The organism is Microlunatus kandeliicorticis (assembly GCF_014137855.1).
GTDB lineage: Bacteria > Actinomycetota > Actinomycetes > Propionibacteriales > Propionibacteriaceae > Microlunatus > Microlunatus kandeliicorticis.
Window position 1 is genome coordinate 304621 of the sequence record NZ_JACGWT010000004.1, and the last position, 14473, is coordinate 319093.

Consider the following 14473-nt stretch of genomic DNA (forward strand, 5'->3'; position numbering starts at 1 on the left):
AGTGTCATGACGCGTGATCACCGGGTCGTGGAGGGGATCGATGATCACCGGAAGTCCCGCGAGGCGTGGCGGGCCGGCAGCATCGAGGCCACCTCGGGATAGACGCCGCTGAGCCTGTCGAGCCGGTCGGCGACCAGGTTGGTGACGCCCTCCTTGTGTTCGATCACCCCGCGGATGATCATGCCCGCCGAGTTGCGCGCCACCCGTCGGTAGCGCGACCACAACGCCGCCGAACAGACCACGTTGAGCATCCCGGTCTCGTCCTCGAGGTTGAGGAAGGTCACCCCACCCGCCGTCCCGGGCCGTTGGCGGTGGGTGACCAGACCGGCGACCCGGACCCGGCAGGTGTCGTGCCGCGGACCGAGCTCCCCCACCCGGACGACCTGGTGCCGGTCGAGGACCGTGCGCAGGTGGGCCATCGGGTGCTCGTCGGGCGAGACCGAGGTGGCCCACAGGTCGGCCAGCGTGGTCTCGATGGCCGTCATCCCGGGCAGCTCCGGCGCCGGGGCGTCGATCGCGGTGCCCTCGAGCTGGTCGGGACTGTCGGTGTAGCCGGCGCTCCACAACGCTTGCCGGCGGCTGATCCCGAAGCCGTCGAACGCGCCCGCGGTGGCCAGCGCCTCGGTCTGCTTGACGCTGAGCCCGGTACGCCGGACCAGATCGGTGATCGAGGTGAACGGCGCCCGCTCGCGTTCGGCGACGATCTTCTTCGCCACCTCCAGCCCGATGCCCTGGACCGAGTCCAGACCCATCCGGACCGCGCACGCGCCGTCGCGGCGGTGGGTCGGCGTCGGGTCGGGGACGTCGCGGTCGAACCGGCCCACCGGCGGTTGGTCGCGCTGCAGGCACGAGTCCAGCCCGGTCGGGGTGAGCGGTGCGGTGCGGGGGGCCCGGACGACGGGCTCGGTGCTGCTGGTCGGCCCTTCGACAGGCTCAGAGCGCGTCCTTTTCGGCCCTTCGACAGGCTCAGGGCACGTCCTTCTCGGCCCTTCGACAGGCTCAGGGCACGTCCTCTTCGGCCCTTCGACAGGCTCAGGGCACGTCTCGTCGAGGGGTTCGAGACCGGCGTTGGCCCCGGACCGCAGGATGTCCGGACGCCGGATCATCACGCCGTGCCGGCGGGCGTCGGTGACCAGCGACTGCGGGGAGTAGAAGCCCATCGGTTGGGCCCGGAGCAGCCCGGCCAGATAGGCGGCCGGGTAGTGCAGTTTGAGCCAGGCCGAGGCATAGACCAGCAGCGCGAAGCTGCAGGCGTGGCTCTCGGCGAAGCCGAAGTTCGCGAAGGCGACGATCTTGTCGTAGATCTCCTCGGCCAGGTCGCCGGTGATCCCGTGCTCGGCCATCCCGGTGAACAGCGTCCGGCGGAGCATCTCGATCTTCTCCACGCCGCGCTTGGAACCCATCGCCCGGCGGAGCAGGTCCGCCTCGTCGCCGGTGCAGCCCCCGACGGTCATGGCGATCTGCATCAGCTGCTCCTGGAACAGCGGGACGCCCTTGGTCCGTTCGAGCACCGGTTCGAGCGCCGGGTGCGGATAGGTCACCGGCTCCTTCCCGGTGCTCCGCCGGATGAAGGGGTGCACCGCACCGCCCTGGATCGGGCCGGGCCGGATCAGCGCGACCTCGATCACCAGGTCGTAGAACCGGCGCGGCTGCAGCCGTGGCAGGGTGCCGATCTGGGCCCGGCTCTCGACCTGGAAGAGCCCGACCGAGTCGGCCCGGCAGACCATGTCGTAGACCGCCGGCTCCTCCTTGGGCAGGGTCTCGAGCTTCCAGGTCTCCCCCAGCCACTGCCCGACCAGGTCGAACACCTGCTGGATCGCGTTGAGGATCCCCAGACCGAGCATGTCGAACTTGACCAGCCCCATCCAGGCGCAGCTGTCCTTGTCCCACTGGAGCACGGTGCGGTCGTCCATCCGGCCGCGCTCGATCGGGCACACCTCGCCGACCGGCTGCTCGGTCAGCACCATCCCGCCGGAGTGGATGCCCAGGTGCCGGGGCGCCTTGAGCAGCTGGTTGGCCAGCTCGACCACCTCGGCAGGGATGTCGTGGTCGTCGTCGCTGATCCCGGTCCAGCTGTCGATCTGCTTGCTCCAGGCGTCCTGCTGACCGGTCGAGTAGCCGAGCGCCTTGGCCATGTCGCGGACCGCCGACTTCGGCCGGTAGGCGATCACGTTGGCCACCTGGGCGGCGTTGCGCCGTCCGTACCGCCGGTAGACCTCCTGGATCACCTCCTCGCGCCGCTCGGAGTCGAAGTCGACGTCGATGTCCGGCTCCTCGTCGCGGGTCGAGGCCAGGAACCGCTCGAACGGCAGGTCGTAGAGGATCGGGTCGACCGCGGTGATCCCGAGGGTGTAGCAGACCACCGAGTTGGCCGCCGATCCCCGGCCCTGGCAAAGGATCCCCTTCTCCTTGGCGTACCGGACCATCTCGTAGACGATCAGGAAGTAACCCGGGAAGTCCTTGGCCTCGATCACCGCCAGCTCCTTGTCGAGCCGGACCTGCGCCTTCTCGCGCTGGTGCGGATAGAGCCGGTCGGCGCCCTCCCGGGTCAGCTCGCGCAGCCAGCTGATCGGCGTGTGCCCCTCGGGGACCTCCTGCTTGGGGAGCCGCGGGCTGGCCGCCTTGAGGTCGAAGGCCAGCTGCTCGGCCAGCGTCACCGAGTAGGCCACCGCGCCCGGATAGCGCGCGAACGCGGCGGCCATCTCGGCCCCGGACCGCAGGAACGCGGTGGGCGGCGGCAGCCAGCCGTCCATCTCGGTCAGGCTGCGCCGGGCCCGGACCGCGGCCATCGCGCTGGCCAGCCGGTAGTCGTCCGGACGTGGGTAGTGGACGTTGTTGGTGGCCAGCACCGGCAGCCCGCGCTCGGCGGCCAGCGCGGCCAGCGCGTCGTTGCGGACGGTGTCGGTGGGCAGCCGGTGGTCGGTCAGCTCGACGGTGACGTGGTCGCGACCGAACAGCGCGGTCAGCCGGTCGAGCTCGCGGCCGGCGGCGTCCGGGTCGGGACGCCCACCCGACCCGGCGAGCGCCTGCCGGACCGCCCCCTTGCGGCAGCCGGTGAGGATCATCCAGTCGCCGTGGGCCTGCTCGGCCAGCTCCTCGAGGTGGTAGACCGGCCGGCCCTTCTCGTCGCCGCGGAGCTGGGCCTCGGTGATCGCCCCGGCCAGCCGGTGGTAGCCGGCCACCCCGGCGGCCAGCACCAGCAGGTGGCTGCCCTCGGGGTCGGCGACCCCGTTCTGCGGGGTGCGGAGTCCGAGCGACAGCTCGGCCCCGAACACGGTGCGGATCGGGTACTGCCGGGCCGCCTCGGCGAACCGGGACACCCCGTAGAAGCCGTCGTGGTCGGTCAGCGCCAGCGCGTGCAGGCCCAGCCGGACCGCCTCCTCGATCAGCGCCTCCGGGTCGCCGGCGCCGTCGAGGAAGCTGAAGTCGGAGTGCGCGTGCAACTCGGCGTAGGGCACCACCGGCCCCTGCGGCGTCCGGGCGTCGGGGTGCGCCTCGTAGGGCGGGTGCCGTTCCCAGCCGGGTGAGCCGTCGCCGTCGTAGTTCCACGGCTCCCAGGGACGCGGTCGTTCCTTCTGGTGCCGGGTGGCGTAGCCGTACGGCGTGACCGTCGGCTTGGACGGGGTGCCCGGAGCGGTCTTCTGCTCCGGTTCCTCCTTTCGGGGTCGGGGGCGTCCCGAGAGCCGGCGCTCCAGCTCCGACCACGGCATCTCCGGGTTCTCCCAGCCCATCAGCGACCGCCTCGGATCGGGTGCCCTTCGACAGGCTCAGGGCACGGAGCGGGCGAACCAGGGCACGGGCGGCACTCAGTCATAGCGGGCCTCGGTCCACCACTGACCGCGCTCGACCACCAGCAGCCAGGCGCTGCCGTCCACCCCGACCAGCTGGAAACGGGCGATCTTGCGCGCCCGCTGGGCGTCCCACCAGAGCTCGTCGATCGGCCACGGCCCGGCCCAGGCCTCGACGGTGATCAGCTCGGTCTCCGGGGTCGGCCGGAAGCTGGTCGGGACACCGCTGACCGCGCCGCGCTCGGTGAGCGTGACCGGCAACCCGTTGCCGGTCAGCACCTGGGCCTGCTGCGGAGTCAGGTAGACCCGGGTGGGCGCCGGGTCGGGCAGGCTGCCCGGCCAGGGCAGGGTCCCGGGGCGGACCCGGGGCTGGTCCTCACCCCATGGGGTCAGCTGCTGGCGCTCGGCGGGCTGCCGACCGCCCTGCTCGCGCGGGGACAGCACCCCGTCGAAGCCGACGATGCTCTGCACCCGGGCCATACCGCGCTCGATCTGCTCGTCGGGCGCGCTGCCCCACAGACCGTCGCCGACCGCGCCGAGGGACTCGACGACCTCGGGCAGGAAGCGGATCACCGCGACCGGGTCGGGTGCCGGTTCGGCCTGGAGCTGCCAGCGGAGCCGGTCGATCAGGTCGACCGCGGTGAACCAGCGCGGGTGGGACCAGACCCGGTGGCCGTGCCACCCGCTCTCGGTCGCCACCTCGATCCGCACCGCGCTGCACACCCGTCCGAGCCGGGCCAGGTCACCGACGAACCGCTCGGCGGTCTGCCGGCTGCTGAAGGCGATCGGCTCGATGGTCTCCAGGCCGGGGGCGAAGTCGATCTGCTGGACCAGCTCGGGCGGCGGTCGGCGTCCGACGGCGGTGCGGCCCTCCTGCCCGGTGGCCGCCCGGTGCGCCCAGACGCCGAACCGACCGAACCGGGTGGCGATGTCCCCGACCGGCAGCCCGGCGTAGTCGCCCAGCGTCCGGATCCCCATCCGCTTGAGCAGACTGACCAGCTGCTGCCCCTCGCGCGGGTCGGGGGCGGCCTCGCCGAGCACCGCGACCGCGAGCCCGGCCAGGTAGCCGGCCGACCCACCGGGGGCGACGACGACGCAGTCCTGCGGCTCGGCGGCGCGCGCCGCCTGCTCGGCGGCGAAGAGGCTGTCAGCCACCCCGAACCGGCAGTCCCAGATCTCCTCGGCGACCAGCCGCTCGGCGATCACCGCGGCCGCCTCGGCCTCGCCGCCGTAGAACCGGCTCGGCACCCGCAGCGCACAGAGCCCGGGGCGCAGCGGCTCGACGCCCGGGCTCACCTCCTCGACCGCCGCCAGCACCGCCTCGAACGCCCGGGCGTCGGTGTCGGGGTTCCGGTCGATCAGCAGCAGGTCGGGACAGCGCGAGGCAGCGTCGCGCCGGCGCATCCCGCGGCGGACCCCCTCGTCGCGGGCGGTCGCTGAACAGGCGAACACCTCGCCCTTGTCGAGGACCGCGACGGCGGCGTGCCGCGGCAGGTTCTCCTCGGCCATCGCGGCCACCACCGGCCAGTCCGGGCACCAGACCGCCAGCACCCGCGATCCGGTCGAGCGGTCGGCGTCCGCCCCCGAGACGCGCGACGACACGGGCGACGGCACCGGGCGGGTGAGCTGTTCGACGGACACCTGTTCATAATCGAACAGGTGTTCGTCTCAGTCAAGAGCGGATTCGAACACCTGTGAGTTTGCGGAAGTAGCGCGCCGACTCCTCGTACCCGAGGGCACGGTAGAAGGCGTCGGCCCGGCGGGTGGCGACGGCCACGTAGGCGACGTCCCGCGAGCCGGCGAGCGTCTCGAACCGGGCCATCAGCGCCCGCCCGATGCCGCCGCCACGCCGCGCCCCGGTGACACAGACCTCCTCCACCCAGCCGATCGGCCCGTTCGCGTGGAACGCCGGGTGCAGCATCCCGTGCAGGTAGCCGACCACCCGGGCCGACCCGTCACCGGGTTGAGGCTCCACCTCAGCCTGACCCTCAGCCTGACCCTCGACCTGACCCTCGACCGGCACTTCATGGTCGGACCCGGCGACCTCGGCGACCAGCAGGAGCTGCTCGGGATCACCGAGCACGGTGCGCCAGGACCGGTCGAACGCCGTCCGCTCGGGCACCGCGGTGGTGGCGAGCTCGACGGCCAGCGCGAACACCGCGTCGGCGTCCTCCGGTCGGGCGAGTCGGATCAGCGCAGTCATCCGCGCTCTTCGGCACCATCGGCCCGGTGCGCCGTGGCCACCAGGTGCGGGCTCAATCCGAGCAGCTCCGGTACTCGCTCCACGACCCGAGCCGAGTCGAGCAACACCTTCCACGCCTCCGGGTCAGCTCGCCGCCGGAGGATGTCCTCAGGCGGTAGCGGAATGCCCTCGACCCCGACGAGATCGTCCAGCACCAACCCCGCCGCAGCGATCTCCTCGGCGAGGGCCGCGGGCCGATGGACGTAGGCGTTGAAGCCCCGGTCCGTGACCGGGCCGAGGTGTCCGGACCGCTCCGCTTCCTCGACCACGCCGACGGCCGACGGAACCTGCTCCGCCAGACGCTCGACCAGCAGTCCCGCCAACCGTGGCGCCCACCGAGAGATCGCCGCGGCGAAGACAATTCCGCCGGGACGGACCACTCGAGCGGCTTCGGCGAGCGCCTGCACCCGGTCGGCCCGATCGGCGAGGTGGTACAGCGGGCCGAGCAGGAGCACGGCGTCGACCACCCCGTCGCCGAGGTCGAGATCGCGGGCGTCACCAATTGCGGAAGTGACGTGTGCATGACCGCGCTCCCGCACCTGCGCGACGTGCAACTCCATGAGGTCACGGTGCTCGACCCGGTATCCGAGGCCGGCGAGCCAGAAGGCGTAGCGCCCTGGTCCGCCGCCTATGTCGGCCACGGTCGCGGGCACGGGCGGAAGGGCCCGAGAAAGGATCTCCTGGGTGCGCGCAAGCTCGAGCGATCCGGTGGCACCGGAGAGCCGGTCACGTTCCAAGCCGCGGTCGTAGTAGTCGTGCAAGGCCGAATCGGTCACGGCTCGAGCCTGCCGGGTGGGTGGTCCGCCGTCGATCCGGTTTTGGATGACGCGCTTTTCCGGTGGCCGACGCGCGGACGATTCGCGATGCTGGGGCGATGAGCAGCACCGAGGAGGTCCCCGAGCGCTGGCACCGTGGCACCGTCCACGACGACATGTGGGTCGACCCGGACGAGGACCCGCGCGAGACCGGGCAGGTCCCGGAGGGCGAGCGCGAGGTCCTGCTGTCCTATCTCGACGCCTACCGGCACACGCTGCGGATGAAGTGCGCCGGGCTCGACGCCGAGCAGCTGGCGCGCCGGTCGGTGCCGCCGTCGACGATGTCGCTGCTCGGCCTGGTCCGGCACCTGGCCGAGGTGGAGCGCAGCTGGACCCGCCGCTACGTGCTCGGTCAGGACGTCCCCCCGCTCCACGGCACACCCGAGGACCGCGACGCCGACTTCGACGGCGCGGTCGGCGACCCGGAGGTGGTGGGTCGCGCCTTCGCCGACTGGGAGGCCGAGATGGCGGTCACCGACACGATGATCGCCTCCACCGCCGACCTCGGCACCCGGGCGGTCCGGGGGCAGCCCGTTCCGCCGGAGCTGCGCGACATCCTGGTCCACCTGATCGAGGAGTACGCCCGGCACTGCGGTCACGCCGACCTGTTGCGCGAGCGGATCGACGGCCGGGTCGGGCAGTAGCCCCGACAGCCCCCGACGACAGTCCGACGGTCCCGACAGCCCCGCGTTCAGCGGGCCACCCGGAGCACCGGCGCCCGCGTCTCGGCGGCCACCCGGACCACCCCGTCGGCGTCCGGGAGCCACAGGTCGGCCTCCGCACCCGGCGCGCCGACCCGGCGCGAGGCGACGGTCACCCGGCGCGCGTCCAGGTGCCCGTAGCCCTGACCGATCCCGGTCCAGCTGGTCCGCAGCACCCGCAGCCGGGCGTCGCTGCGCGGCCAGTCGCCCAGCACGATCAACGCCGCCTCCCGCTGCCGCAGCCGGGAGTCGAGCCGGGCCGCCTGGTGCGGGCCGATCCGGCCGTCGCGTCCCTGTGGCGGCCGCACCACCACCACGGTCAGCACGTCGACCATCGCCGCGGCCACGGTCAGCCAGTTCTCCCCCGGCTCGGGCACCAGCACCGTCCGGTCGATCTGCACCCCCAGCGACGCGGCCGCCTCGACCCCGAACTCGGGGACGCCGACCACCCCGCACCAGGCCCCGGCCCCCGACGGGCCGGCCATCAGCGCCATCGCCAGCAGCGGGGAGTCGACGGCATAGCTGCACCCGGTCTGCAGCTGCACCAGCGGCCGGAGCACCGGCAGGGTCTCCAGCGGGTGGGTGACCGCGGTGCCCTGCATCCGGTGCACCCGCTCCTGCAGCTCGCGGATGGTCGCGTCGGTCTCCGCCCCCAGACGCCGCGAGGGACGACGCGCCGGGGCGGGCACCGCGGGCGAGACGGCCGGAACACTCACCCCTCCATAATCGAACGGAAGTTCGATCAGGACAAGTCTCCGGCCCGAGGATGACCGCGACCGACGGCTGGAGAACCTCCGGTCGCCTGGCTTCGAGGTCGTCGGGCGCGCACCGTCCGCCGAGGAGACGTCGGTGGCCGCCACCCTGTGCTCCGGTCTCCGGACCCTGCACCTCGGGGTCGCCGGCCTCCTGACCGTCCCCACCACGGTGCTGGTGCTGCTGTGCACCCTCGGTGGCCGGATCCCGGCGCGGCCGTCGCCCGCACCACGGGACGCGCCGTCCGGAGACGGCACCGGCCCCGGGACAGGTCCGGACCCCGCGGGCCGGCCCGTGAACTAGCGTTGTCGTCCGTGTTCTCCAACCTGAGCCTCGGAGCCCTCGGCTTCTCCCTCGACCACCCGACCGCTGTCGACCTCGCCGCGCGCCACGGCTTCGGCGGGCTCGACCCCGACCTCGGTCACCTGCAGCGCCTCGGCAGCCCGTCGGCGGTCGAGGAGTTCGCCGCCGGCGTCCGCGAGCGGGGCCTGCAGTGGGGCATCGCGGGCCTCCCGGTCGACCTCTACGCCCCGGTCACCGACTTCGTCACCGCGGTGGCCGGGCTGGCCGACGCCGTCGCACCGCTCACCGCCGCCGGCGTGACCCGGATCGGCACCTGGCTGCGCCCTATGCACGACGACCTCGACTACCGCCACAACTGGCGGCTGCACGTCAGCCGGCTCCAGCTGGTCGCCGACGTCCTCGCCGGCGCCGGGTTGCGGCTCGGCCTCGAGTACATCGGCCCAAAGACCTTCTGGTCGACCGAGCGCTTCCCGTTCCTGCACTCGCTCGGCGAGGCCCGTGAGCTGATCGCCGACACCGGCGCACGCAACATCGGGCTGATCCTGGACAGCTACCACTGGTACACCGCCGGTGAGGACGCCGACGACCTCGCCGGGCTGACCGACGCCGAGATCGTCTCGGTCGACACCAACGACGCCCGCGACGACCGCACCCGCGACGAGCAGCAGGACCTCGACCGGCGACTCCCGTACGACACCGGCGTGATCGACCTCGACGGGTTCGCCGCGGCCCTGCGCTCCGCCGGCTACACCGGCCCGGTCAAGGTCGAGCCGTTCATGAAGAGCCTGGCCGCCCAGCCGGTCGACGACGTGCTCGACGACGTCTCCGCCCGGCTCGGCCGCTTCGTCGGCTGAGCCGCACCACCGGTCAGGACGCCGCCCCAGCGGTGGGCCCGGCTCAGCGCCGCGCCCACTGCCACGGCGGCCCCTCCAGGCTGCCCTGACCGGCGACCCGGGTCTCGCCGGCCTGCTTCTCGAGCTCGACCAGGACGGCGCCCCGGTCGGCCAGTCCCTGGCTCAGCGGCTCGGCGTGGGTGACCACCAGCACCTGGGTCGCGGTCGCCGAGCCGTGGGCCGAGGCGTCGGCCACCAGCTCGACGAGCGCCGGCAGCAGGTCGCGGTGCAGGCTGGTCTCGGGCTCGTTGAGCACCACCAGCCCCGCGGGTCGTGGGGCCAGCAGCGCCGCCGTCCAGGCGAGGAACCGCACCGTGCCGTCGGACAGCTCGGCGGCGCCGAGCGACCGCAGCAGCCCCGCCTGCCGGAGCCGGAGCTCGAACAGCCCGTCGCGCTCGACCACCTCGACCCGGCTGCCCGGAAAGGCACGGTCGACGGCGGCGTCCAGCCGACCGGCGTCGCCGATCTCACGGACGGTCTGCAACGCCGCCGCCAGGTCGGCGCCGTCCCCTGCCAGCACCGGCGTCCGGGTGCCGACCATCGCCGCGCGGGCCGGCGCGGCCTCGTCGGTGCGGACGTGGTCGTAGAACCGCCAGCTCCGCAGCAGGATCCGGACGGCCCGCAGCTCGGGCTCGTCGACCTCGTCGAGCATGCTCTCCCAGCCCAGCAGCGACTGGTCGGCCTCGCGCCAGTCGCGCTGCTCGCGGATCCGCACCTGCGGGCCGCGCCGCTCGGCGAGCAGGGTCGCCGGGCGCAGCACCGGGCCCTGCCAGACGCTCTCCACCTTGATCTCGGGGTCACGGGCGAACATCGAGTCCGAGGGCGTCGGCAGCCCGAGATCGACGGCGTAGCCGAACACGTCGGAGGCGAAGCCGAGCCGCAACGCCACCGGACCGGTCCGCACCGTGCCCTGCGGACGCCCGACGCTGCCGGCGCGCCCACCGTGCTCGGGTCCGGCCCACAGCACCGAAGGCATCCCGCCCTCGCGGGCCAGCGCACTGATCGCCCCGTCCCGGCCGGCCGCCGCGAGCAGCCGCAGCGCGCGGTAGAGGCTCGACTTGCCGCTGCCGTTGGGACCGGTGACCACGGTGACGCGCCCGAGCTCGACCCGCAGGCTGCGGATCGACCGGTACCCCTCGACGGCCAGCGCGGTCAGCACGCGGCGAGTCTAGGGACGGGTCCGGACACCGCCCGGACCGCTGGATAGCCTGACGCCCACCCCGAGCTGAGGAGGTCCCGTGGTCGCGACCGCGCTGGGCTTCACCCTGATCCCGGTGCTCGCGGCACTCGTCTCCGGGATCGTCGCCGCCGTCCGGCAGCCCGGGCCCCGGGTGAAGAGCGGCCTGCAGCACCTGGCCGCCGGGGTGGTCTTCGCCGCGGCCGCGATCGAGCTGCTGCCGGGTGTGCTCGCCCACTCCCCGGTGGTGGCGATCATCGGCTTCGGCATCGGGATCGCGGTGATGTTCGGGTTCCGCGCGCTCGGCCAGCACCTCGAGCACCGCCGCGAGCAGGCGGGTGCGGTCGGGCTGCCGATCGGGATGGCGGTGGCCATCGGGATCGACTTCTTCATCGACGGGGTGATCCTCGGTGCCGGTTTCGCCTCCGGGTCGCGGGTCGGGGTGCTGCTGACCATCGCGCTGGCCGTCGAGTACCTGTTCGTCGGCCTGTCGCTGGCCGCCACCGCGGCCGGCACGGCGACCCGCACGTTCGTGGTCCTCGCACCGGTCGCCCTGGCCCTGCTCACCGTGCTCGGGACGCTGCTGGGTCTGGTGCTGCTCGCCGGCGTCTCGGCCACCGTGCTCGGCGGCGTGCTGGCCTTCGGGGCGGTCGCCTTCATGTACCTGGCCACCGAGGAGCTGCTGGTCGAGGCCCATGCCGAGGGCGAGACCAGCATCGGCAGCGTCGGGTTCTTCGTCGGCTTCCTGGTCTACCTGGTGCTCGCCGAGCTGATCAGCTGACCGGGTGCTCCGGGGGCGCCGGGCGACGGCGCAGGGTCAGATAGAGCCGGTGCGCGGTGATCACCAGCCCGAGCCAGGCCAGCCCGACCACCCAGCCGAAGGCGACGTCGGTGAACCAGTGGTGGCCGAGGAACACCCGGGACAGCCCGATCGCCACCGCCCAGACCGCCGCCAGCACGACGGTCAGCGTGCGGGACCAGCGGTGCTCGAGCCGGCGGATGATCAGATAGGCGATCATCCCGGCCACCACGGTGTTGTTGAGCGCGTGACCGGAGGGGAACGACGGTGCCCACTCGTACGGCGGGACGGCGTCGGCCTGCGGCGGCCGCACCCGCCCGACCACCGTCTTGCCGATGCTGGTGATCGCCAGCGAGCCGGCAGTGGCCAGCACCATCAGCACGATCGGCGTGCGCGACCGCCAGAACACCACCATCAGCACCAGCACCACGAAGGCGATGATCGGCAGCCCCACCGGACCGCCGAGATGGGTGAAGGCGTTGACCGCGGCCACCAGGTCGGGCGTGCGGTGCCCCATCGACCAGACCAGCAGCGGCACGTCGAGCGCGGCGATCCCGTCGTCCTCGGTGACCGCGTCGTAGACCTCGCCGCCCACCAGCACCAGCGCGCCGACGATCACCAGTCCGACCAGCAGCGTGATCACCAGGACGGCGTTGACCGAGGTCCGGTGCGCCAGGTCGCGACCCCGCTCGACCAGCCAACGACCCGCGGTCGTCGGCCAGTGGGTCAGCTCGACCGAACCGATCCGCTGCTCGTCCGGCCGGTCGTCGAGCCACGGCGCGTCGGCGGGCCGCCGACGGGTCAGCTGTTCTCCTCGATGTAGGTCTGCGGGTCCTTGTCGACCACGGGGACGCCGTCGACGTGCTCGGCCTCGAACACCGCGAAAGCCAGCCCGATCCGGTGACGGGTCTCGAGGTCGACGTGCAGCCGGAAGTCCTTCAGACCCTCGTGCTCCTCCTCGCCCATGTGCTCGTCGTTCGCCTCGCGGGCGGCGTTGACGCCCTCCCACCAGTCGTCGCTGCCCACCTCGGCGTCGGCGGCCTTGAGGATGCCGTCCCGGATGTCGTTGTGGTCGCCGATCGCGTCGTCGGTCTCCTCGGCCTCCGCGTCGTCGTGCCGCGCCTTGCCGAGCTTGAGCAGCTCGGGGTAGAAGAGCTCCTCCTCGGCCTCGGCGTGCACCTCGAGCATCGCCGCCAGCCGCTTCCAGACGATGCCCAGGCTGCGGGTGTCGCTGCGGTCGATCTCGTCCAGCACGGCGAACATGCGTCGCTGCTCGTGGTGATCGCTCAAGATCAGCTCGGTGATGTCCATCGTCGCCCTTCCGGTCGGGACGGCGCGGTGATCACCGACGCCGGGGTTGTGCTCTCGACCCTAGCGCCCGGCCGGGACCGGACCGTCGGCCCGGTCGGCGTCCTCGGCAGGCGCACGGAGCCCCGCGAGCAGCGTGGCGCGCACCTTGGCCACGAAGTAGGCGTGCACCCGGTCGTCGCCACCGACCTCCGGGTGGAACGAGGTGGCCAGCAGGGTGTCGGTCTCGACCGCGACCGGGTGGCCTGCCGCCGTGCCGAGCACCCGGACGCCCGGCCCGGCGGCCTCGACCCAGGGCGCCCGGATGAAGATCGCGTGGAACGGCGCGGCCGGCCCGGTGATTCCGTCGAGCTGCAGGTCGTCCTCGAACGAGTCGACCTGGCGCCCGAAGGCGTTCCGGCGGACCGTGACGTCGAGCCCGCCGAAGCTGCGCTGGTCCGGGCGTCCGTCGAGGACCCGGTCGGCGAGCATGATCATCCCAGCGCAGGAGCCGTAGGCGGGCATCCCGGCGCGCAGCCGGGCGATCAACGGCTCGCGGACCTCGAAGATCACCGAGAGCTTGTCGATGGTGGTCGACTCCCCGCCGGGCAGGACGATCGCGTCCAGGTCGACGAGCTCGCCGGGACGCCGGACCGGAACCGCGTCCGCGCCGCACCGGCTCAGCGCGGCGAGGTGCTCGCGGACGTCACCCTGCAACGCCAGCACGCCGATCCGCGGCGTCGGAGGCTCTCCCGGAGCGAGGTGAGCGGGCGCGGTCACCAACCGCGCTCGGCCAGCCGGTGCGGCTCAGGGATGTCGTCGACGTTGATCCCGACCATGGCCTCGCCGAGCCCGCGCGAGACCTTGGCGATCACGTCGGGGTCGTCGTGGAAGGTGGTGGCCTTGACGATCGCGGCAGCGCGCTCGGCCGGGTTGCCCGACTTGAAGATCCCGGAGCCGACGAAGACGCCCTCCGCGCCGAGCTGCATCATCATCGCGGCGTCGGCCGGGGTGGCGATCCCACCGGCGGTGAACAGCACGACCGGCAGCTTGCCCGCCTCGGCGACCTCGGCGACCAGGTCGTACGGAGCCTGCAGCTCCTTGGCGGCGACGTACAGCTCGTCGATCGACAGCGAGGTCAGCCGGCGGATCTCGCCGCGGATCCGGCGCATGTGCGTGGTGGCGTTGGAGACGTCCCCGGTGCCGGCCTCGCCCTTGCTCCTGATCATCGCCGCGCCCTCGGTGATCCGGCGCAGCGCCTCCCCGAGGTTGGTGGCGCCGCAGACGAACGGCACGGTGAACTGCCACTTGTCGATGTGATGGGCGTAGTCGGCCGGGGTGAGCACCTCGGACTCGTCGACGTAATCGACGCCGAGCGACTGCAGCACCTGCGCCTCGACGAAGTGGCCGATGCGCGCCTTGGCCATCACCGGGATCGAGACGGCGGAGATGATCTCGTCGATCAGGTCGGGGTCGCTCATCCGGGCCACCCCGCCCTGCGCACGGATGTCGGCGGGCACCCGTTCGAGCGCCATCACCGCGACCGCACCGGCGTCCTCGGCGATCCTGGCCTGCTCGGCGGTGACCACGTCCATGATCACGCCGCCCTTGAGCATCTCGGCCATGCCGCGCTTGACCCGCGACGTCCCGGTCTGCTGCCCCTGCTCGCTCATCCCGTCCTCTCTCCTCGACACGGTCTCTCAGCCTACGCCGGG

The 14473-nt window shown here is 72.8% G+C and carries 14 protein-coding genes; 4 read left to right on the forward strand and 10 right to left on the reverse strand.

The window, feature by feature from the left end; translation table 11 throughout:
• Window positions 1–44 precede the first annotated feature (44 nt).
• The 4 genes from FHX74_RS13655 to FHX74_RS13670 all read right to left on the reverse strand — a co-directional run bounded on the left by FHX74_RS13655 (window position 45) and on the right by FHX74_RS13670 (window position 6806).
• Window positions 45–3731, reverse strand: a complete 3687-nt coding sequence (locus FHX74_RS13655; protein WP_182560721.1) for an error-prone DNA polymerase — start codon at window positions 3729–3731, stop codon at window positions 45–47.
• Between the two features lie 75 nt (window positions 3732–3806).
• Complete coding sequence (locus tag FHX74_RS13660) at window positions 3807–5429, reverse strand: DNA polymerase Y family protein (protein WP_328823821.1); 1623 nt, start codon at window positions 5427–5429, stop codon at window positions 3807–3809.
• 31 nt (window positions 5430–5460) lie between these two features.
• On the reverse strand, window positions 5461–5991 hold the full coding sequence (locus tag FHX74_RS13665; protein ID WP_182560722.1) for a GNAT family N-acetyltransferase: 531 nt from the start codon (window positions 5989–5991) through the stop codon (window positions 5461–5463).
• Window positions 5988–6806: a class I SAM-dependent methyltransferase gene (locus FHX74_RS13670; protein WP_182560723.1), complete on the reverse strand. Its 819-nt coding sequence runs from the start codon at window positions 6804–6806 to the stop codon at window positions 5988–5990. The genes FHX74_RS13665 and FHX74_RS13670 overlap by 4 nt, the downstream gene beginning before the upstream one ends.
• Window positions 6807–6904: 98 nt before the next feature.
• On the opposite strand from FHX74_RS13670, the gene FHX74_RS13675 reads away from it, so the two are divergent.
• Window positions 6905–7489: a DinB family protein gene (locus FHX74_RS13675; protein ID WP_182560724.1), complete on the forward strand. Its 585-nt coding sequence runs from the start codon at window positions 6905–6907 to the stop codon at window positions 7487–7489.
• A gap of 47 nt (window positions 7490–7536) precedes the next feature.
• Here FHX74_RS13675 and FHX74_RS13680 read toward each other — a convergent pair whose 3' ends face one another.
• A complete protein-coding gene (locus FHX74_RS13680; RefSeq protein ID WP_182560725.1) occupies window positions 7537–8262 on the reverse strand; it encodes a hypothetical protein in 726 nt (241 codons plus the stop codon).
• Window positions 8263–8395: 133 nt separating this feature from the next.
• On the opposite strand from FHX74_RS13680, the gene FHX74_RS13685 reads away from it, so the two are divergent.
• Together FHX74_RS13685 and FHX74_RS13690 are read left to right on the forward strand one after the other, a co-directional pair.
• Complete coding sequence (locus FHX74_RS13685) at window positions 8396–8602, forward strand: hypothetical protein (RefSeq protein WP_182560726.1); 207 nt, start codon at window positions 8396–8398, stop codon at window positions 8600–8602.
• Window positions 8603–8613: 11 nt separating this feature from the next.
• Window positions 8614–9456 carry a sugar phosphate isomerase/epimerase family protein gene (locus FHX74_RS13690; protein ID WP_182560727.1) on the forward strand — a complete coding sequence of 281 codons (843 nt, stop codon included), beginning with the start codon at window positions 8614–8616 and terminating at the stop codon, window positions 9454–9456.
• A gap of 43 nt (window positions 9457–9499) precedes the next feature.
• On the opposite strand, the gene FHX74_RS13695 is transcribed toward FHX74_RS13690, so the two are convergent.
• A complete protein-coding gene (locus FHX74_RS13695; protein ID WP_182560728.1) occupies window positions 9500–10654 on the reverse strand; it encodes an AAA family ATPase in 1155 nt (384 codons plus the stop codon).
• A 79-nt stretch (window positions 10655–10733) separates the two neighbouring features.
• Between FHX74_RS13695 and FHX74_RS21155 the strand changes: the two genes are divergently transcribed.
• Window positions 10734–11453: a ZIP family metal transporter gene (locus tag FHX74_RS21155; RefSeq protein WP_182560729.1), complete on the forward strand. Its 720-nt coding sequence runs from the start codon at window positions 10734–10736 to the stop codon at window positions 11451–11453.
• Here FHX74_RS21155 and FHX74_RS13705 read toward each other — a convergent pair.
• The 4 genes from FHX74_RS13705 to pdxS form a co-directional block, all read right to left on the reverse strand.
• Window positions 11446–12114: a phosphatase PAP2 family protein gene (locus FHX74_RS13705; protein WP_220483924.1), complete on the reverse strand. Its 669-nt coding sequence runs from the start codon at window positions 12112–12114 to the stop codon at window positions 11446–11448. The genes FHX74_RS21155 and FHX74_RS13705 overlap by 8 nt on opposite strands.
• A 158-nt stretch (window positions 12115–12272) precedes the next feature.
• Entirely contained in the window at window positions 12273–12782 is a 510-nt protein-coding gene (locus tag FHX74_RS13710; RefSeq protein ID WP_182560730.1) for a hemerythrin domain-containing protein, read from the reverse strand.
• Between the two features lie 60 nt (window positions 12783–12842).
• Window positions 12843–13538, reverse strand: a complete 696-nt coding sequence (pdxT, locus tag FHX74_RS13715; protein ID WP_182560731.1) for a pyridoxal 5'-phosphate synthase glutaminase subunit PdxT — start codon at window positions 13536–13538, stop codon at window positions 12843–12845.
• The gene (gene pdxS / locus FHX74_RS13720; protein WP_182560732.1) at window positions 13535–14431 is read right to left on the reverse strand and encodes a pyridoxal 5'-phosphate synthase lyase subunit PdxS; all 897 of its coding nucleotides are present in this window, start codon (window positions 14429–14431) and stop codon (window positions 13535–13537) included. Before pdxS ends, pdxT begins: the two co-directional genes overlap by 4 nt.
• Window positions 14432–14473: the final 42 nt, after the last annotated feature.